We start from the raw sequence: 17,364 nt of genomic DNA, 5'->3' as shown, positions 1-17,364 counted from the left end.
TACCTCCTAAACATTGAGTTCAACCTTGATACCGATGCTGTCCTTGTTCTTTTCAAGTATCGGGTCAATGGTTTCACTTACAAATTCTTCAACTTGTGAAGATGCTCTTCCGCTAATCTTTGAATCAGACTTTATCTTTTCTATGTCATCCATAGTTAAGTTAAAATCTTTGTCCTCAGAAATTAGCTTTAATAAATTATTATCCTTGCCCTCTTCTTTGATCCTCTTTTGTGCTTCTCTCGAATGAACTCTGATCTTGTCATGAAGGGCTTGTCTGTCTCCGCCACGTTTAACGCATTCCATAAGGATATTTTCTGTTATCATAAATGGAAGCTCTTCGTTTAAGTGCTTTTTGATAACATTTTCATAAACTATAAGTCCGTCGCTAACGTTGATGTATATATCTAGTACACCATCAAGCGCTAGGAAGGCCTCGCTCATAGCTATCCTCTTGTTAGCCGAGTCATCAAGTGTTCTTTCAAACCATTGTGTTGCGGCAGTTATTTGCGGATTAAGTGAATTTACTATGATGTAGCGTGAGATTGATGCGATTCTTTCTGCACGCATAGGATTTCTCTTGTATGGCATGGCAGACGAACCGATTTGATTTTTTTCTAGTGGCTCTTCTATTTCTTTTAAATTTGCTAATAATCTTAAGTCGCCTGAGAACTTATATGCACTTTGAGCTATTAGGCTAAGTACATTAAGTATCTTGGCATCTATCTTTCTTGTATATGTTTGTCCGCTTATAGTTAAAACTTTGTCGAAACCAAGTTTTTTCACTATAAGTTCATCGACTTTCTTTACTTTTTCTTCGTCATTGTCAAAAAGTTCCATGAAGGAGGCTTGTGTGCCTGTAGTTCCTTTTGATCCAAGTAATTTGTAATCTGCTAATAATTTATCTAGCTCTTCTAAGTCCATGTAAAGGTCTTGAAGCCATAGTGAGGCTCTCTTGCCAACTGTTGTTGGTTGAGCTGCTTGATAGTGAGTGTAGCCAAGCGTATCAAGATCCTTGTACTTTATGGCAAAGTCCCTAAGGTTTTTCATAACAGTAAGAACTTTTTTTCTGATAAGCTTAAGAGCCTCGTGCATGGTGATAAGGTCAGTGTTATCACCAACGTAGCAACTAGTTGCTCCTAAGTGAATGATTGCCTTTGCCTTTGGCGCTTGAAGGCCATAGGCGTAGACATGACTCATAACATCGTGACGCACAAGCTTTTCTCTTTCTTTTGCGACTTCGATGTTAAGATTGTCCTTATTAGCCTTCATCTCTTCGATAGCTTCATCTGATATGTCTAGACCCATCTCTTTTTCTGCTTCTGCTAGAGCTATCCACATCTTTCTCCAAGTTTTAAATTTATATTCTTCTGAAAATATATATTGCATCTCTTTTGAAGAATATCTTTCTGAGAACGGCGATATATATTTATTATATTTGTCCATCTTCCACCTCTGTTGGATAATTACCAGTAAAGCAAGCGTTGCAATAGTCACACCTGCCGCCTACAAGCTCCTTAAGGTCCTCTACCTTTAAGTAACCAAGCGTATCACAGCCAATGTAGTCCCTGATTTCGTCTTGAGTGTACTTAAACGCAATTAGCTCCTTATTTGTCGGCACGTCAGTACCATAAAAGCACGGATGTAAAAATGGTGGTGAGGATATTCTGACATGAACTTCCTTAGCGCCAAGCTCCTTAAGCTGCTTTACAATATTTTTCATAGTTGTTCCTCTAACGATTGAATCATCAACTAAAACTATCTTCTTATCTTTAACCTCATCCTTAAGAATGTTTAGCTTGATAGATACGCCTTGTGATCTTTGATCTTGACTCGGCTTAATAAATGTTCTACCAACATAATTATTCTTGATGAAAGCGATTGAGAATGGTATATTAGCCTCTTGTGCATAGCCATAAGCTGCTGGTGTACCTGAGTCTGGAACTCCAACGACTACGTCAGCATCGACTGGATATCTCTTGTGAAGCATCCTGCCTGCATTTAATCTTGCTTCATAGACGCTAATGCCGTCAATGGCTGAGTCAGGTCTTGCAAAATAAATGTATTCAAATATACAAGTGGATTTTTTAGCTTCATATTTATATACAGATTTAATGCCTTCTTCAGTAATTATAACGACTTCACCTGGTTCAACATCTCTTATGAACTTTGCTCCAACTGCATCAAGAGCGCATGATTCGCTCGATACGAAGTATATATCTTCTTTTTGACCTATACAAAGCGGATGAAAACCGTTAGGATCTCTTGCAGCTATAAGCTTTTGTGGGCTTGCTATTGCTAGTGAGTAGGCGCCAACTATCTTTGGCATAGCCTTGACAACTGCTTCTTCAACAGATTTTGACTCAAGTCTAGCTCTTGCTATAAGATAAGGAATGATTTCAGAATCAGAAGTCGTTTGAAATATGGCTCCTGTTTGTGAAAGTTCATCCTTAAGTGCTTTTTGATTAACAATATTGCCGTTATGAGCGATGGCTAAAGTGCCTTTCCAATAGTTTATAACTAGTGGCTGAGCATTAGTAACGGTAGAATTACCTGAAGTTGAGTATCTAACGTGGCCAACGCCAAGATTGCCATTGAGTTTAGCTAAATTTTCTTTATTAAAAACATCATTAACTAGACCCATGTTTTTATAAACCTGGATATTTTGGCTCATTTTAGTATCTGTTACAGCAATACCGCAAGATTCTTGGCCCCTGTGCTGCAAAGCGAATAGTCCGTAATAGATCAGAGTTGAGACGTCTTCGTGCTTAAGTGAATAAGCACCGAAAACGCCACACTCCTCATGTATTTTATCAAACATTACTTTTCTAGTCCAAGTCTTCTCATGACTTCGTGGTATGCATCTTCAACATTACCAAGGTCACGTCTAAACCTGTCTTTATCAAGCTTTTCGTTAGTTTCGTAGTCCCATAGTCTCATAGTATCTGGACTAATTTCATCAGCTAAGATAATCTTGCCGTCATATCTACCAAATTCAAGCTTGAAGTCAACTAATCTTATGCCAACAGATTTAAAATGCTTGCAAAGGTATTCATTTACCTTTCTTGCATAGTCTTTTATAGTTTCTACTTCTTCTTTAGTAGCAAGACCAAGCGCTGTAGCATAGTCATCGTTGATGAATGGGTCATCAAGTGGATCTGACTTGTATGAGAACTCAACTATTGGGTGAAGTAATTCCTTACCTTCTTCAACACCCATCCTCTTAGAGAAGCTACCTGCAGTTACGTTTCTAACTATAACTTCTAGTGGAACTATCTCAACAGCCTTAACTAAAGTGTCTCTGTCGTTTAGTTCTTCAATGTATATTGTTGGTATACCTTCTTTTTCAAGCTTTTGGAAGAAGAAGTTACTCATCTTGTTGTTGACTACCCCTTTGCCAACTATAGTTCCTTTCTTCTTGCCGTTAAATGCAGTAGCGTCATCCTTGTAAGATAAGATAAACTTTTTAGGGTCATCAGTTTTGAAAACCTTTTTTGCCTTACCTTCATAAACTTGTTCTAACTTTTCCATGTCGTCATCCTCCTTAAAAATTACATTCTAATTATATCACTAAGAAAAATATTTTTCAATCATTATAGAAATATTTTTACAAAAATATAAGGACTTAATTTGTAAGCCCTTATAAAAATATATTTTTTCTATGATAATTTATAATATGCAACGCCTACAAGGCCTCTCCCTGTGTGTACTGCTAGTGTTGGCGCGATTTGTTCTTCAACATATACTTTTGCCTTAGCTACTTCGTCTTTAAGTGCTTCCTTAACTAAATTAAATGCTTCTGGATTTGCTCCGTGGCAAATAGCTAGGTAGTAGTCTTTTACACCACTTAGCTCTTCTTTTATCCTCTCGATAAGTTTCTTTTGTGCCTTTGAAAAACCTCTTACCTTGTCTATGGCGTAGTAAACGCCGTCCATATTGCATGTGATTATTGGTTTTATATTTAAAAATTGACCGATAACGCCTTGAACTTTGCCTATCCTTCCGCCATTGATTAGATTAGTTAATTCTGGAATAGCAAAGTATGTCTTTGACTTCATATTATCTCTATCATCTGTCATTATTTTAATGATTTCATCAGCGCTGTGTCCTTCATCTCTTAGCTCAGCTGCTCTATATGCGTAAAAACCTGCACCTATTGCAATATTTTTTGTATCGAAAACTTTTACCTTTCCATCGTAGTCCATAGCTATAAGATTTGCTAAGTTATTGGCACCGCTAAGCTTTGACGATAGTGTGATGATTATGACTTCATCTGCACCGTCTGCAAATTCTTTGTCAACTATATCTTTTATCTCTACTGGAGATGGTGTACTTGTCTTAGGAAACTCCTTATCAAGAAGCTCATAAAACTCGCCTTTTTCTATATCTAAGATATCTCTATATGATTTGTCTGAGAAATGAACCCATAAAGGTAGCATAGCTACATTTAACTTTTCGTACGCTTCCTTAGGTACATCGCAGGCTGTATCTATAATTAATCCTACTTTACTCATTTGTCCTCCTTAGCATTTAAAAGCTCGTATTTTAATAGTTTTTGTGTAATAACTTTGGTGCAAACGCTTACTATGGCAAGTGTTAAGCCATTTCTCTTGTCAAGATCTATATCAATAGATGCTCTGCCTTTAATTTCAGGGCTGCTTTGCCTATCCAAGATGCTTATAACGAGTCTCATCACTTCTTCCATTTTATTGCAGAAATAATTGTATGATTCTTCTATAGGGCTTTTATTAAGCTCATGCAAAATCCCTTCATCAATCTCTGCTATGCTCAAAATGTTTTTCAAAACAGTAATCACTATGCAATAAACGATATGATTACGAAAGTAACGCTTTTTGATTGGGCTCGGCATAATTTTGTGCTTGACATAATTATTGACCATGGACTTCGTTAGTTTGTTGTCCTCATCAAACATTGCTTCCAAAGCTTTGTTAACTATCTCGACTAGCTGCTCTGAATATATACCAAAGTCAGGCAAGTCCTTGTATCTTGGAAGCTTTAGTTCGCTAAGACTGTTTAATATTTTAACTCTCATATTGCCTCCACTTAGTATTTAATACTACATCCATAGTTTAGCATAACTAGATTATAATGTCAAGTGCTTTTTGATAAATTCCTTAATATCCTTATAGCTAGCGTCTTTAAATGTTTTGATGTACTCGTAATTCTTATATGAATACTTCGGATCGTAGTAGCTCTTCATCATATCTTTGATAAGTTCTATGTAATCCTTAGCTAAGAGCATCTCCATGTATTTTTCATATCTTTCCTTGCTAATGAATTTTTTAAATTCTTCAAAAGTCTCTAGTATTTCTTCTTCATTATCCTTTGGCAAATAATCTTCGATAATGTTTTTTGCTCTTTCATCAAGAGATGCTTCTATAAGTATTTTTTCTGAGTTAAGCATCTTTGTATATAATTTTTCATCTAGAATGATGTCTCCTATCCTTCTTGATTCGCCCTCTGTAATGTAGGTAGCATCAGGATCTTTTTTAATCGCTTCATAGATGTATGAGTCAAACATTTTTTGCGAAACTTTTTCCTTTAAGCCAACTGAACCAAAGATGGATCCTCTATGATTCGCATACTTTTCTAAATCCAAAACTTTTATGCCGTCTTCCTCAAGTCTTCTAATTATATATGTCTTATGTGTGCCAGTTAAACCGTATAGGCTAAGGACCTTTATTCTATCTAGGTACTCATCAAGTTTTTTTGTTATATATTTTCTATATGCTTTGTAACCACCGCCAAGCTTTGAGATGTGCATGCCAAGCGCACGAAAAGTCTTCTCAAGCACAGTCGATCTATATCCACCTCTATCGCAATATATGACAATTTCTTCATAATTTTTTTCTAAATCCAAATATTTTTTATAAAGCTCAGGAAGTTTTTTCGATACGTATTCAACGGCCTTTATTTTAGCAAGTTCATAAGATACCCTATCATATAGTGTGCCTACCTCGCATCTCTCATCATTATCAAGTATCGGTATATTGATGGCGCCTGGTATGTGAGCGTTTTTATACTCAATTTCGCTCCTCACATCGACCAAGACGATATTATTCAAATTTTCTATATCTTCATAAATTAATTCTTCTAACATAATTTCACCTATAAATATAATACAGCAAATGCGTGAAAAAATCAATATGAGCTGCGAACTCCTTGACATTTTTTATAATTATATATATAATAATCTAGTTAATATATATAAAGGAGGACAATATGGATAAACTCATACTCGCAGCTGCACTTTTCATCATAACATACATATTCATGATTAAATTTGTTAATCATAGGCCGCTCGTTGTCGGCATAAGTGCGCTTGTTTTTATAATTTTAAATATAGTGCCTGTTAATACAATTTGGGGTGCTATCGATTTCAACGTACTTTTAATGATAGGTGGAACTATGATGCTTGTATCTTTGTTCTCCGAAAGCTTGATGCCAACAAGACTTGCGGACCTTATCATAAACAAGGTTAAGGACATAAGGCTAATAATACTTTTCTTATCCTTGTTCGCCGGCTTTGTATCAGCCTTCATCGATAATGTCGCAACAGTTTTAATGATAGCACCTGTTGCGATGAGTCTCGCAAAAAAGCTAAAGATATCTCCAGTTAAAATGATCATAGCGATATCAATATCGTCAAATTTACAAGGTGCGGCAACTTTGGTTGGCGATACATCTTCGATACTTTTAGGAAGCGCACTAAACATGACTTTCTTCGACTTCTTCGTATATCATGGACACATGGGTATGTTCTGGATAGTGCAAATCTCAGCAATATTTGCTACTGCCTTCATTTATTTTGCAATTAGAGATATGAAGGGCAAGGTTGATGCGATCGAAGTAACCAAAGTTAAGGACATGATGCCAACATACTTAGTAATACTTATGATAGTTTTATTGATTTTTGCATCATTTATTCCGCAAGATCAAAAGATAGATATACTAAATGGACTTATCTGCGTCGGTGTAGCTGTTTTTGGTGTAATTTATCACCTACTAAGGCATAAAGATTCGTCCATAATAAAAACTGTTGCGAGCGAAATTGACTTCAACACACTTGGCTTACTAGCAGGACTATTCATCATTATATCCGGTATTGAAAATGCTGGTGTTATCGATGAAATCGCAAAGCTATTCATAAAGCTAGCAGACAGACCGCTTTTATTATATACAGCACTTGTTTGGGGAAGCGTCTTAATCAGTGCCTTCGTTGACAACATCCCATATGTAGCGACAATGCTGCCAGTTCTTTCAGTAATTTCAACACACGTGCCATTCGACATGACAGTATTTTATTTCGGGCTACTAAGCGGCGCGACACTTGGTGGAAACATCACGCCAATAGGTGCCTCAGCGAACATTGCTTCACTTGGCATACTTAAGGAAGCTGGCTACACTGTTGAGAACAAAGATTTTATGAAGATGAGCGTGCCGTTCACTTTGACAGCAGTCTTAGTCGGATACGTTTTAGTTTGGTTCATTTATAGATAATTAGTTTTATAAGCAAAGTAAAAGACCTTAGGAGAATTAACTCTTAAGGTCTTAATTTATTTAAGCTTTTTGTGATTCTTTAAATTATCTTTATAGAGCTTTTTTAATAGTTCTTCTAATTCTTTGTCGTCTATATTGTCACCCGACTTTGCTTTTTTAAGAAGAACTGTAAGTACTTCGATATAGGCAAAAGCAAGTGATGCCATGATAGCTGAAGCAGTTGTGCCGCTGATGAGGCCTGCGACCACAGTTCCTGCGCCTGGAAAGAATTTTAGTGCGTTACTTACTATGAAGCGACCAAGATAGGTTGCGCCCATGGTTCCGCCGAGACCTGCGACTAATGAAGCGAGTCTCTTTTTATTAACCGGCACTCCGAAGATGGCTGTGATATGAGCAAGCATAGTTAGCTCCATGGGTACCAGCACCGATGCATCTGAGAATGGTATTGGAACGAAGCCAACTCCAAAGCTTGAGGCAATGTATTTCTTCGCCCAACTGCGTGCCTTTTCTGCTTTTAGCTTTAAATCTGCATGTTGGGCATTGTTAAAAGATATTTGGTACTCCTCTTCAAGCGCGTCCATACTCATTTTAACAAGGTCCTCAAGTCCATGTGCCAAAATAATATTATCACGGTTGATCTTAAGGTTCTTCGCAAGCACTGGAGCTATGGCAAACTCACCCATATTCATATTTTTAATAAAAGAGTAAAAGTCTTTTGCTTCGTCTGAGAAGAATTTTGTAAGGACTATGATGACTTTATTCTCCTTACTAAGCGTTCTTATGAGCTCTTCCTCTTCCTTCTCTATCCTAAGGCCTTGAGCGTTGATGCAAAAGTAGATGAGACTGAGTCTTTCGTCGTCACCCTTCATTTGCATTTCACGGGCGAAATTTGCGACTTCCTTGTAAACTTCGAGACGCGAGTCATTATCCAGCTCAAGTCCACGTGTGTCGTATAAAGTAAGAGGCACGCCGTCCTTCTCTACCTTGACAATGTTTTTGGTCATGGGATAACCAACGCCAGTCTTTAGTATATCCTCACGGAACAAAGCATTAATAAGAGTCGACTTACCTGCACCAGTCTTGCCTAGTACAAGTATCTTCACCTTTTTAAGCTTACCAAGTTCCTTCTCGATTTTATCGTATAATTCATCAGCTAGATTGATATTGTCATTGATATTTTTCATATAATCACCTAAATTATATATACCCAAAAGCTATTAATAGATAAGAAAAAGCGTAAAAAGCAAATCGCTTCTTACGCTCATTTAGTGTTTATTAAGTTAAAACATTATTTCTTGCTTTCGTCTATCCAAGTTAAAGTGTATTCTCCCCAAGTAACTTCGTCTTTAACTTTATCAAAAGGCATATTTTTAATATATTTCTTAACTGGAGTTTTATATCCAAAATTCCACAAGAATATAACTGGTAAATCTTTTCTTGCAATTTCTTGAACCTTCTTATAGTGAGGTGCCCTATCTTCTATCTTATATGCAATTCTACCAAGATTAAGTTCTTTATCCATCTCTTCATTTGAGTAAGCTCCAAAGTTAATTGATGAATATGATTGAAATACCTCGCTTAATGATGAGATATCAGCTCCATTGTAGAAATTTATAACGGTTATTTCAAAATCTTTCTTATCATGAATTTTTGATATATAATCTGAATAATCTAACTCATCACGATTTAACTTAATGCCAATTTCTTTAAATTGTTCAACAAGCACTTTATATAAGTCGTCATATTCAGCTTTTGTATTTGTAAGATAGCTTGTTTCAAAATAATATCCATCACTATTCATAGTAAAGCCAGCTTCTTCTATAAGTTTTTTAGCTTTTTCTACGTCTCTTTCAGGCATCTTTGCATCGTCATTAAGCGCCCACTCATAAATAGGTGAGATAAAGTAATCTGAAGCTGAGCCTCTGTCTTTGTGAACTTTATCGCAAATTGCTTTTCTATCTAGTCCATATAAAACTGCTTCTCTTAGCTTAGAGTCTGCAAACTTTCCGCTTTTAACATTAAATTCTATCCCTTCAATTTTTGGGACAAGATAAGATACAAATTTATACTTATCATTTTTGGCAAGATTATCAACTTCATTATATGGAACTGCACCATAATCAATTTCATCATTTATCAAGGCTTTGAATTGAGGATCTAGACCATCATAAATTTTAAATACTAATTTATCTAGATAAGGACCCTTGCCAAAGTAAACTGGATTTTTTTCAAGTGTAACTGACTCACCAGCTTTTTGTTCGACAAATTTAAAAGGGCCAGTGCCTATAGGCGCCTTATTTGCAGGATTATTTACAATATTATTACCGCCATATATATGCTTAGGCAAAACATACATCATAAGATCAGCCGTATTTGCTATAAAGGCTGCATCTGCTTGTTTAAGTTTGAATGCAACAGTATTCTTATCGATAACATTCACAGAATCAAGATTAAATAAATAATCACTATAATTTTTATTATTACTATAAGCATCATATGACCACTTTACGTCTTCAGCGGAAAAATCCACTCCGTCGTGCCACTTTACATTGTCACGCAAATGGAAAACTATAGTCTTGCCATCATCTTTATACTCATAGCTTTCAGCAAGATCTGGAATTATTTCTTTCTTTAAATTAAGTTTTACAAGTCCACTAAATACATTTGGAACGATATTATTTTCAATTACGCTTAAATAATTTACTAGTGGGCAGTATTGTTCTGGTTCGCCAAACAATCCAATTGTTAAAGTGCCTCCCTCTTGTACTGGGCCGTCATCTTCTTCTGTCTCCTCTGTTTTTTCATCCTCTTGAGACTCTTCTTTAGTCTCATCATCTTTTGTTTCTTCGGCTACTTTTTCTTCTTCATTAGCTTTTCCTGCATCATTAGCCGGCTTAGAGCAGCCTATAGCAAATGCAGCGAACACTACTAATGCAAGCATTAGAGCCATTAGTCTTTTTAATTTCATAAATTCCTCCTATTATAAATATTTATATAAAGCTAATTTTTCATAGCTTAAATAACAATTTTACTTTTTTTAGATAATTATCCAAAAAAATATCCAAGCGCTAGTAAAAATGATCCTAGCGCTATTAGTAGATAAGCTAGCATCCCCAATAAATTTTCTGTGCACTTATCTTTCTTATATGATGCTATCTTGCTAGGAAGCTGCAAGGATGTTCCCAAAAATATTAATGTAAATGCAATCGCTTTTAACATTTTTCCTCCGTTTAAAAAAGCGAATATCTCTATTCGCTCTTATATCTTATTTAAAAAATTCTGCTAAATCATTGATTACGTCTTGACTTAGGTGATTTTCTTTGTCATATATTTCTACTGAAAGCTCATCTGAATCCTCTGGCATCATAAGATGATTAAGTCCCTCATATAACTTATATATCACATGATCTCTACCATTCAAAGCTTTTTCAAACTTATCAAGCTCATCTTTCTTCACTTGGAAGTCCTTTGAGCCGTGCGCTATAAATACATCAAAGTCTGATGATTTTATGTCATCTACTGGACTCACTTGGTTAACTGAATAAACATAAGAAGCGGGCATACTAAAGAAGTTACCTTTAGTCTTTTCTGTCATCGCATCGATTTGCTCTTTAATCTTAGTGATCTCTTTCTTTTGAAAATCAGCAACTGAGCTGCTTACTTCGCCTGAGTCAAGATACTCCATTTGCTGCGTATAAATTATGTCAGTAAACTTCATAGTCGATGCAGAAAGCATGGCTACCTTATTCAAACCCTCTTCTTTGGCTACTCTTGGTGCAAGCATCGCTCCAAGTGAGTGACCAAGTACATAAACATCATCAAATCTAGAGTCCTTTTTAAGCTCCTCTATAGCAAGTTTTGCGTCTGATAAAACTTCTTCATCAACAGTGTATTCCTTTGGCGCGTTATTTACATATCTCTTATCAATTCTAAGCGTTGCTACACCCAGCTTTGCAAGACCATGCGCAAGGTCTCTAAATGGCTTGTTGCCGTTTAGACCAACTGTTTCGTCCATATCTTGTGGGCCAGATCCTTGCATCATAAAAACTACCTTCTTAGAAGTAAAATCCTTTGGAATGGTAAGAGCGCCATACATCTTCGCTCCATCGTTGTCCAAAACAAAACTTTCTTCTTTGAAAATGTCATTATCTTCACAAATTGGCTCCTTAAGCATAAAGTATGCGTTATTTAAGCCGCCTGACTTGTTAAGCTCTATGATGGATGTAGTCATCCTATAAGTAAATTTATCTTCACTCGATAATACATAAGTATTTTCAATATAATCAAATTTTTCGTCCTTGCCCTCTTTGAACTCGCCTATCTTTTTAAGAGTTTGAGTTAAAGATCTTTGAAAAGCTTCTTTTTCAATTTGCTTTTGATTTTTAAGCTTAGCCGCTTCGAAAAGCACGTCACCATCAGCACTTCTAAGTGCTTCCATATACTTATGAGCTATGTCCTTTGCTTCATTGTATTCTATCTTCTTTGTGCACGAGAATAAACTTAGGCTCATTAAAAGAACAAGTGCTAGTAATAGAAATTTCTTCATTTTAATTGCCTCTTAAGTAATTCATTGGGTCTTGAGCCTTGCCATTGACAATAACTTCAAAATGTAGATGCGGACCAGTTACTCTCCCAGTCGCGCCAACCTTGCCTATAAACTCGCCCTTAGTTAAAGTGTCCCCCTTGGAAACATTTATACTGCTTAGGTGAGCATATCTAGTCTTGTAGCCGTTTTGGTGGTCTATCTCGATAAGGTTACCGTAAGTACCTAAAGTTCCAGCAAAGCTTACAACGCCGCCATCAGCTGAGAAAACATCGTCGCCATAATCAGCGTCTATGTCAACGCCTTGGTGCATTCTGCCCCATCTTCTACCAAAGCCTGATGAGTAGCCACCTCTGGTAGGTTTTATGAAGCTGCCATCAGCCAAAGCCTTTCTAGTTCCAACAAGAACAAGCTTTGGAGCAGCCTTTTTCTTAACATTCTCCTCTAAAACGACCTTGCTTATAAGCTCGTCGTTTTCGTAATAAGAAATACTCTTAACAGTTTTAAGTCCGTCCTCACCATCCATTGAAAGAACAGTCTCACCTCTTGGAAGAGATGGATCATCTTGGCTTTCAACCGGCATAGTGATGACCTCTTCAGTATTTTCCTTCTTAGTTAGTAATACATTTATAGCGTTTTCATTTTTTAGTTTATTGTTCTCTAATACCTCTTCAAGCGCTGCTTTTACAGTCATTACAGCTCTTAGAGGCATCTTTTCTCTTTTTATTTCAACATCGTCCTTAATTTTTACGCTCATGGTGTTGTCACTATAGTAATGGTTTTCAAGATCTGTCAAAAACTCATTTGCAGCATCTTCATTCTTAAGTGCATAAATGCTTCTACCATTTTTTAAAATAGCATAAGCGTCTATGTCAAAAGCGTCTTCAGATATAGTGTTTCTAAGCTCTTTGTCACTTGAATTAAACTCATATTTTGCCTTTATAAGATATACACCATATCTATCTTCATATTTGGATTTATAATTATCAATAGCTTCATTAAATTTATGTACACTTGCGTATACACCCAAAGATTTGCCAGAAGAAAAAACTTCCACCCTTGAGAAAAAATTCTTATATACAAAAAATATGGTCATGGCAAGAGCTATAAATGCCACACTTGCGATGATGCCAAGCTTTTTTATCTTAAAGTTCACTAAAGTACCTCCTTGTGAAAAAAATAAAATGGCGCACTAGAGAGGAATCGAACCCCCGGCACACGCCTTAGGAGGGCGCTGCTCTATCCAACTGAGCTACTAGTGCACATATATTATATTGGCGGAGTGGGTGGGATTCGAACCCACGTGGAGCAAGGCCCCTAACGCATTTCGAGTGCGCCCCGTTATGACCTCTTCGATACCACTCCCTATTTGTTTCTTAAGGTCTTGAAAAAGTTTTGCAAAAGAAATTTATAAATTTTGCTCTCCTCATAAAACACATTTAACTTGTGATAGCTAAGAGATGAGTTATGAAGCTGCATTTTGCTAATACAAGCGCCCTTCTTATAATCAAGTAGACCAATGTATAAGTTTTTTATACGCGCTTCCAAAATTGCTCCTAGGCACATCATGCATGGCTCAAGCGTTACATAGAGCTCGCAGCCTGTAAGCCTGTAATTTTCAAGCTTTTCGCAGGCGCGTCTTATAGCAAGCATCTCCGCATGACTAGATGCATCAGTCATGGTGATAGTCTCATTAAAGGCTTTAGAAATCACTTCTCCGTCCTTAACAACGACAGCCCCAACAGGTACCTCGCCAAGTCTATAAGCCTTGATCGCCTCTCTGATTGCCATGTTCATAAACCTTTTTTCCATAGATAATATTATATAGTAAATGAGCCTATTTGTCAAGATTCAATAAAATTTTGTCTAATCGTGCATTGAAATCCTCTTGCGAATGCCTATCTTCACGCATACAAATAAATCTATCGCCTCCGCAAACAATACAAGACCTTTTATGAAGGCCAAGATCAGATCTCGATATAGGCATAAGAGATGTATCAATCACATCAATATCAACAAAGCGCATAAAATCATATTTTTCCTCTAAGTTCACAAATTTTTTCTTTTCATGAGCCCCATCATTTTTCGCTAGATAAATGGCTGAATAATTATCCTCATCCTCATAAATTAATTCGTATGAAGCCAAAAACATTTTAGCCTTGAGATATAAAGGCCCAAACTCATCCTTGTCCTTATGCATTCCCTTTATATTTAGATTAAGAGTTATAATAGGTTTTTTATAATCGTCAATTGCTTTTTTAATAGTTTCCCATCTATATTCCTTATTATATAAAAAATCATTCATATAGCTAACTAAAAAATCATCAATGCGCTTAAAAAAGTAAACAAGTTCCATGGTATCAGCACAGCCACCAGTTGAAATGTTTTTTTCAGTGTAGAGACAATCCATAAGCTTGATTTCATAATCAAAATTATCACAATTTAAAACTTTTTTTGCATAGTCTTTAGAAAAATTAAGACCGGCCTCTCCAACTCTATTAATAGTCGTCGTATCATCAAGAATTGAAATGATATAAACATAAGTCTTTAAGAAATCCTTTGTATTTTTATAAAATTCATAAGCATCAAGAGCAGTCATAAAGCCATTCTTTGCCTCATATCTAATACCAGAGTGCCTAAAATTGTTTTTGTAAATACGAGCACCATTCGAATCCTGCATTTCTTTTTTATTAAAATCATCAAAAATATTTGCACAAAGTTTTTTTACATATTCACTAATTAGATTAACGCTTATGTACTTGTTGTCATAATAAATCTTTCCAATAGCAGAAGTAATCACGCCAAGAGTGAATATTGCACCCTTATGTGTATTGACTCCCCCTGTTGCCTCATACATCCTCTTTTCATATTTCATGCCAATGGGCCTAATTGCATTAAAAGTATCAGAAAAACTTTTTTCTGTGTTTGACACTTCCATTATCTCAAAAAAATAGCCTTTAAGAGATGAAATGCTTTTTAAAAACACATTATAATCCATGTCTGAATGCGGACCACAGTCATATCCATCAACACAGCCAGGCTTAGGTGTTAAATCAAGTTCATCTTTTAAAGACTCTAATAATATTTCTTCAATTGTTTCAAAAAAAGCGTGCGCCTTCATGAAAACACATCCATTCTAAATAATTTTTATAGTAAATTATAAAAAAAGCTAAAAAAATAAGCCTATAAAAGGCTTATGGCAGGGGTTGAAGGTTTCGAACCCTCGGCACACGGTTTTGGAGACCGTTGCTCTACCAGCTGAGCTAAACCCCTAAATTGGTGGACCTTCAGGGACTCGAACCCCGGACCTGCCGGTTATGAGCCGGACGCTCTAACCAACTGAGCTAAAGGTCCACATTGTGGCGGAGAAGGAGGGATTTGAACCCTCGCGCCCCGTAAATTAGGACCTACTCCCTTAGCAGGGGAGCCTCTTCAGCCACTTGAGTACTTCTCCAATATTTATTAAATTATTCGGCATAAGCCATTTTAAATAAAAAAAATGGCGGAGAGAGTGGGATTCGAACCCACGTGGGCTTGCACCCAAACGGTTTTCAAGACCGCCTCGTTATGACCGCTTCGATACCTCTCCGCATGGCTGGGATGGTAGGACTCGAACCTACGGAATGCCAGAGTCAAAGTCTGGTGCCTTACCGACTTGGCTACATCCCAACAATGGCGCGACTAGGAGGAGTCGAACCCCCGGCACACGGATTAGAAGTCCGTTGCTCTATCCAGCTGAGCTATAGTCGCATATATTGAATTATGGAGCGGGTGAAGGGAATCGGACCCTCGCAACCAGCTTGGAAGGCTGGGGCTCTACCACTGAGCTACACCCGCATATGGTGGAACAGACTGGATTTGAACCACTGAAAGCTTAGCTAACGGATTTACAGTCCGCCCCCTTTAGCCACTTGGGTACTCTTCCTAAATGCTAAAAGATATGGAGCCGGCGGGAGGACTTGAACCCCTAACCTACTGATTACAAGTCAGTTGCTCTACCAATTGAGCTACGCCGGCAACTTAGGCGATATTTGTCGCCTAATCTTTTATGGCGACCCGGATGGGGCTCGAACCCACGACCTCTAGCGTGACAGGCTAGCATTCTAAACCAACTGAACTACCGGGCCATGCATGGTGGACGATACAGGGCTCGAACCTGTGACCCCCTGCTTGTAAGGCAGATGCTCTCCCAGCTGAGCTAATCGTCCATGCATGATTATAAATCTATTAACTTTAGTTCTGAAAAGAACTTGGTAGCGGAGAAGAGATTTGAACTCCTGACACTTCGGGTATGAACCGAATGCTCTAGCCAACTGAGCTACTCCGCCATGATACAGCGTAATCAAGCGCGTGAGTTAATGTTTTCTCTTGACTGACTACACTTCTATATTAATACATTTTTAAGAATTTGTCAATATAAAATTAATAAATTCTTAAACTTGAATAAAAATGGTGACCCTACCGGGATTCGAACCCGGGTAACCGCCGTGAAAGGGCGGTGTCTTGAACCGCTTGACCATAGGGCCATATTATATGTATTATTTATTTATATATTAAATTGTGTACTTTCACGGCTCCGCCGTGGCCTGCTTCTGACATTTTCCTATGGAAAATGAAACGAGACTGGCATCTGACCTAGCTGACATTCGTAAGCTCGCTATGCTCGCTTCTCATGTGCTTAGGTCATTAAAACGGCGTGTGTCTTGAACTGATTTCTGAACCTAACTTGCTGAAAGCTTTGCTTGAAGCTTAGTAGGTTCGATGCAACCGTTTTTCCAAGAGAACTAACAAAGCGAAGTTCGATTGGCTAAAAACGTCTGTTGACCATAGGGCCATGTAAATGTATTATAGCATATATTAATTTTTAAGGCAACTAAATTATATAAATAATTATGGTTGCGGGAGCAGGATTTCATTGACCTAACTTAGTGAATTAGGCGCTAGCCGTAATGAACTTTAGTAGGTCAAGTGCAACCGTTTTTCCAAGAGAGCAAGCTTTGCGATGCTCGATTGGTTAAAAACGTCTGCTGAACCGTTTGTTGATATCTGTTTGTTTATTGGATCTTTTCCGTAACTTTTATGGTTGCGGGAGCAGGATTTGAACCTGCGACCTTCGGGTTATGAGCCCGACGAGCTGCCAGCTGCTCCATCCCGCGATGTCTTTTTCTTTTTTGGTGCCGAGGATCGGAATCGAACCGATACGACCTTTAAGGGTCGCAGGATTTTAAGTCCTGTGCGTCTGCCAGTTCCGCCACCCCGGCTTATCTGGCGCTTGTGGTAAGACTCGAACTTACAACCTACCG

14 protein-coding genes and 17 tRNA genes are annotated in these 17,364 nt (G+C 37.3%); 1 reads left to right on the top strand and 30 read right to left on the bottom strand.

What is annotated here, in order from left to right:
* Positions 1-6: 6 nt before the first annotated feature.
* The 6 genes from purB to mnmH all read right to left on the bottom strand — a co-directional run bounded on the left by purB (position 7) and on the right by mnmH (position 6,118).
* Positions 7-1,443, bottom strand: coding sequence for an adenylosuccinate lyase (purB, locus tag AC2UOP_RS03070; RefSeq protein ID WP_484832584.1), 1,437 nt, complete (start codon positions 1,441-1,443; stop codon positions 7-9).
* On the bottom strand, positions 1,430-2,818 hold the full coding sequence (purF, locus tag AC2UOP_RS03065; protein WP_484832583.1) for an amidophosphoribosyltransferase: 1,389 nt from the start codon (positions 2,816-2,818) through the stop codon (positions 1,430-1,432). The genes purB and purF overlap by 14 nt, the downstream gene beginning before the upstream one ends.
* Complete coding sequence (gene purC / locus AC2UOP_RS03060; RefSeq protein WP_106018110.1) at positions 2,818-3,528, bottom strand: phosphoribosylaminoimidazolesuccinocarboxamide synthase; 711 nt, start codon at positions 3,526-3,528, stop codon at positions 2,818-2,820. Before purC ends, purF begins: the two co-directional genes overlap by 1 nt.
* 128 nt (positions 3,529-3,656) lie before the next feature.
* Entirely contained in the window at positions 3,657-4,511 is an 855-nt protein-coding gene (locus AC2UOP_RS03055; RefSeq protein WP_070599341.1) for a DegV family protein, read from the bottom strand.
* Complete coding sequence (locus AC2UOP_RS03050; protein WP_019215041.1) at positions 4,508-5,050, bottom strand: DUF1836 domain-containing protein; 543 nt, start codon at positions 5,048-5,050, stop codon at positions 4,508-4,510. The genes AC2UOP_RS03055 and AC2UOP_RS03050 overlap by 4 nt, the downstream gene beginning before the upstream one ends.
* A gap of 51 nt (positions 5,051-5,101) precedes the next feature.
* The gene (gene mnmH / locus AC2UOP_RS03045; RefSeq protein WP_484832582.1) at positions 5,102-6,118 is read right to left on the bottom strand and encodes a tRNA 2-selenouridine(34) synthase MnmH; all 1,017 of its coding nucleotides are present in this window, start codon (positions 6,116-6,118) and stop codon (positions 5,102-5,104) included.
* A 122-nt stretch (positions 6,119-6,240) separates the two neighbouring features.
* On the opposite strand from mnmH, the gene AC2UOP_RS03040 reads away from it, so the two are divergent.
* On the top strand, positions 6,241-7,518 hold the full coding sequence (locus AC2UOP_RS03040) for an ArsB/NhaD family transporter (protein ID WP_484832581.1): 1,278 nt from the start codon (positions 6,241-6,243) through the stop codon (positions 7,516-7,518).
* Between the two features lie 56 nt (positions 7,519-7,574).
* Here AC2UOP_RS03040 and AC2UOP_RS03035 read toward each other — a convergent pair whose 3' ends face one another.
* The 24 genes from AC2UOP_RS03035 to AC2UOP_RS02920 form a co-directional block, all read right to left on the bottom strand.
* A complete protein-coding gene (locus tag AC2UOP_RS03035; protein ID WP_484832580.1) occupies positions 7,575-8,702 on the bottom strand; it encodes a YcjF family protein in 1,128 nt (375 codons plus the stop codon).
* A gap of 104 nt (positions 8,703-8,806) precedes the next feature.
* On the bottom strand, positions 8,807-10,486 hold the full coding sequence (locus AC2UOP_RS03030; protein ID WP_484832579.1) for an ABC transporter substrate-binding protein: 1,680 nt from the start codon (positions 10,484-10,486) through the stop codon (positions 8,807-8,809).
* Between the two features lie 77 nt (positions 10,487-10,563).
* Entirely contained in the window at positions 10,564-10,737 is a 174-nt protein-coding gene (locus AC2UOP_RS03025; protein ID WP_484832578.1) for a hypothetical protein, read from the bottom strand.
* A gap of 46 nt (positions 10,738-10,783) precedes the next feature.
* On the bottom strand, positions 10,784-12,064 hold the full coding sequence (locus tag AC2UOP_RS03020; RefSeq protein WP_484832577.1) for an alpha/beta hydrolase family protein: 1,281 nt from the start codon (positions 12,062-12,064) through the stop codon (positions 10,784-10,786).
* Between the two features lies 1 nt (position 12,065).
* Positions 12,066-13,217 (bottom strand): peptidoglycan DD-metalloendopeptidase family protein, encoded by a 1,152-nt coding sequence (locus AC2UOP_RS03015; protein ID WP_484832576.1) that lies wholly within the window; start codon positions 13,215-13,217, stop codon positions 12,066-12,068.
* Positions 13,218-13,246: 29 nt separating this feature from the next.
* Positions 13,247-13,323, bottom strand: a tRNA-Arg gene (locus AC2UOP_RS03010).
* A gap of 13 nt (positions 13,324-13,336) precedes the next feature.
* Positions 13,337-13,426: transfer RNA gene (locus AC2UOP_RS03005), tRNA-Ser, on the bottom strand.
* Positions 13,427-13,873, bottom strand: coding sequence for a nucleoside deaminase (locus tag AC2UOP_RS03000; protein ID WP_484832575.1), 447 nt, complete (start codon positions 13,871-13,873; stop codon positions 13,427-13,429).
* A 25-nt stretch (positions 13,874-13,898) separates the two neighbouring features.
* The gene (locus tag AC2UOP_RS02995) at positions 13,899-15,182 is read right to left on the bottom strand and encodes a triphosphoribosyl-dephospho-CoA synthase (protein WP_484832574.1); all 1,284 of its coding nucleotides are present in this window, start codon (positions 15,180-15,182) and stop codon (positions 13,899-13,901) included.
* Between the two features lie 76 nt (positions 15,183-15,258).
* Positions 15,259-15,334: transfer RNA gene (locus tag AC2UOP_RS02990), tRNA-Trp, on the bottom strand.
* Between the two features lie 4 nt (positions 15,335-15,338).
* Positions 15,339-15,415, bottom strand: a tRNA-Ile gene (locus tag AC2UOP_RS02985).
* A 6-nt stretch (positions 15,416-15,421) separates the two neighbouring features.
* Positions 15,422-15,515: transfer RNA gene (locus tag AC2UOP_RS02980), tRNA-Ser, on the bottom strand.
* 46 nt (positions 15,516-15,561) lie between these two features.
* Positions 15,562-15,650: transfer RNA gene (locus AC2UOP_RS02975), tRNA-Ser, on the bottom strand.
* 3 nt (positions 15,651-15,653) lie between these two features.
* Positions 15,654-15,730 (bottom strand) — tRNA-Gln (locus tag AC2UOP_RS02970).
* A 4-nt stretch (positions 15,731-15,734) separates the two neighbouring features.
* Positions 15,735-15,811: transfer RNA gene (locus AC2UOP_RS02965), tRNA-Arg, on the bottom strand.
* Positions 15,812-15,824: 13 nt separating this feature from the next.
* Positions 15,825-15,898 (bottom strand) — tRNA-Gly (locus AC2UOP_RS02960).
* Between the two features lie 3 nt (positions 15,899-15,901).
* Positions 15,902-15,986: transfer RNA gene (locus AC2UOP_RS02955), tRNA-Tyr, on the bottom strand.
* A gap of 16 nt (positions 15,987-16,002) precedes the next feature.
* Positions 16,003-16,078 (bottom strand) — tRNA-Thr (locus tag AC2UOP_RS02950).
* Between the two features lie 32 nt (positions 16,079-16,110).
* Positions 16,111-16,188 (bottom strand) — tRNA-Asp (locus AC2UOP_RS02945).
* 5 nt (positions 16,189-16,193) lie between these two features.
* A tRNA-Val gene (locus AC2UOP_RS02940) sits at positions 16,194-16,269 on the bottom strand.
* A 43-nt stretch (positions 16,270-16,312) separates the two neighbouring features.
* Positions 16,313-16,389 (bottom strand) — tRNA-Met (locus tag AC2UOP_RS02935).
* A gap of 122 nt (positions 16,390-16,511) precedes the next feature.
* Positions 16,512-16,587 (bottom strand) — tRNA-Glu (locus tag AC2UOP_RS02930).
* Between the two features lie 554 nt (positions 16,588-17,141).
* Positions 17,142-17,217: transfer RNA gene (locus AC2UOP_RS02925), tRNA-Met, on the bottom strand.
* Positions 17,218-17,233: 16 nt separating this feature from the next.
* Positions 17,234-17,322: transfer RNA gene (locus tag AC2UOP_RS02920), tRNA-Leu, on the bottom strand.
* Positions 17,323-17,364 lie beyond the last annotated feature (42 nt).

This window comes from Fenollaria sp., from assembly GCF_057222035.1.
This window is presented reverse-complemented; position numbering and strand designations above follow the sequence as displayed.

What these genes read in the sequence shown, in the direction of transcription:
- AC2UOP_RS03025 (WP_484832578.1), bottom strand. Translation starts at nt 10,737, where the DNA reads ATGTTAAAAGCGATTGCATTTACATTAATATTTTTGGGAACATCCTTG.
- purF (WP_484832583.1), bottom strand. Translation starts at nt 2,818, where the DNA reads ATGTTTGATAAAATACATGAGGAGTGTGGCGTTTTCGGTGCTTATTCA.
- AC2UOP_RS03000 (WP_484832575.1), bottom strand. Translation starts at nt 13,873, where the DNA reads ATGGAAAAAAGGTTTATGAACATGGCAATCAGAGAGGCGATCAAGGCT.
- AC2UOP_RS03030 (WP_484832579.1), bottom strand. Translation starts at nt 10,486, where the DNA reads ATGAAATTAAAAAGACTAATGGCTCTAATGCTTGCATTAGTAGTGTTC.
- AC2UOP_RS03055 (WP_070599341.1), bottom strand. Translation starts at nt 4,511, where the DNA reads ATGAGTAAAGTAGGATTAATTATAGATACAGCCTGCGATGTACCTAAG.
- AC2UOP_RS03040 (WP_484832581.1), top strand. Translation starts at nt 6,241, where the DNA reads ATGGATAAACTCATACTCGCAGCTGCACTTTTCATCATAACATACATA.
- AC2UOP_RS03035 (WP_484832580.1), bottom strand. Translation starts at nt 8,702, where the DNA reads ATGAAAAATATCAATGACAATATCAATCTAGCTGATGAATTATACGAT.
- AC2UOP_RS02995 (WP_484832574.1), bottom strand. Translation starts at nt 15,182, where the DNA reads ATGAAGGCGCACGCTTTTTTTGAAACAATTGAAGAAATATTATTAGAG.
- mnmH (WP_484832582.1), bottom strand. Translation starts at nt 6,118, where the DNA reads ATGTTAGAAGAATTAATTTATGAAGATATAGAAAATTTGAATAATATC.
- purC (WP_106018110.1), bottom strand. Translation starts at nt 3,528, where the DNA reads ATGGAAAAGTTAGAACAAGTTTATGAAGGTAAGGCAAAAAAGGTTTTC.
- AC2UOP_RS03020 (WP_484832577.1), bottom strand. Translation starts at nt 12,064, where the DNA reads ATGAAGAAATTTCTATTACTAGCACTTGTTCTTTTAATGAGCCTAAGT.
- AC2UOP_RS03050 (WP_019215041.1), bottom strand. Translation starts at nt 5,050, where the DNA reads ATGAGAGTTAAAATATTAAACAGTCTTAGCGAACTAAAGCTTCCAAGA.
- purB (WP_484832584.1), bottom strand. Translation starts at nt 1,443, where the DNA reads ATGGACAAATATAATAAATATATATCGCCGTTCTCAGAAAGATATTCT.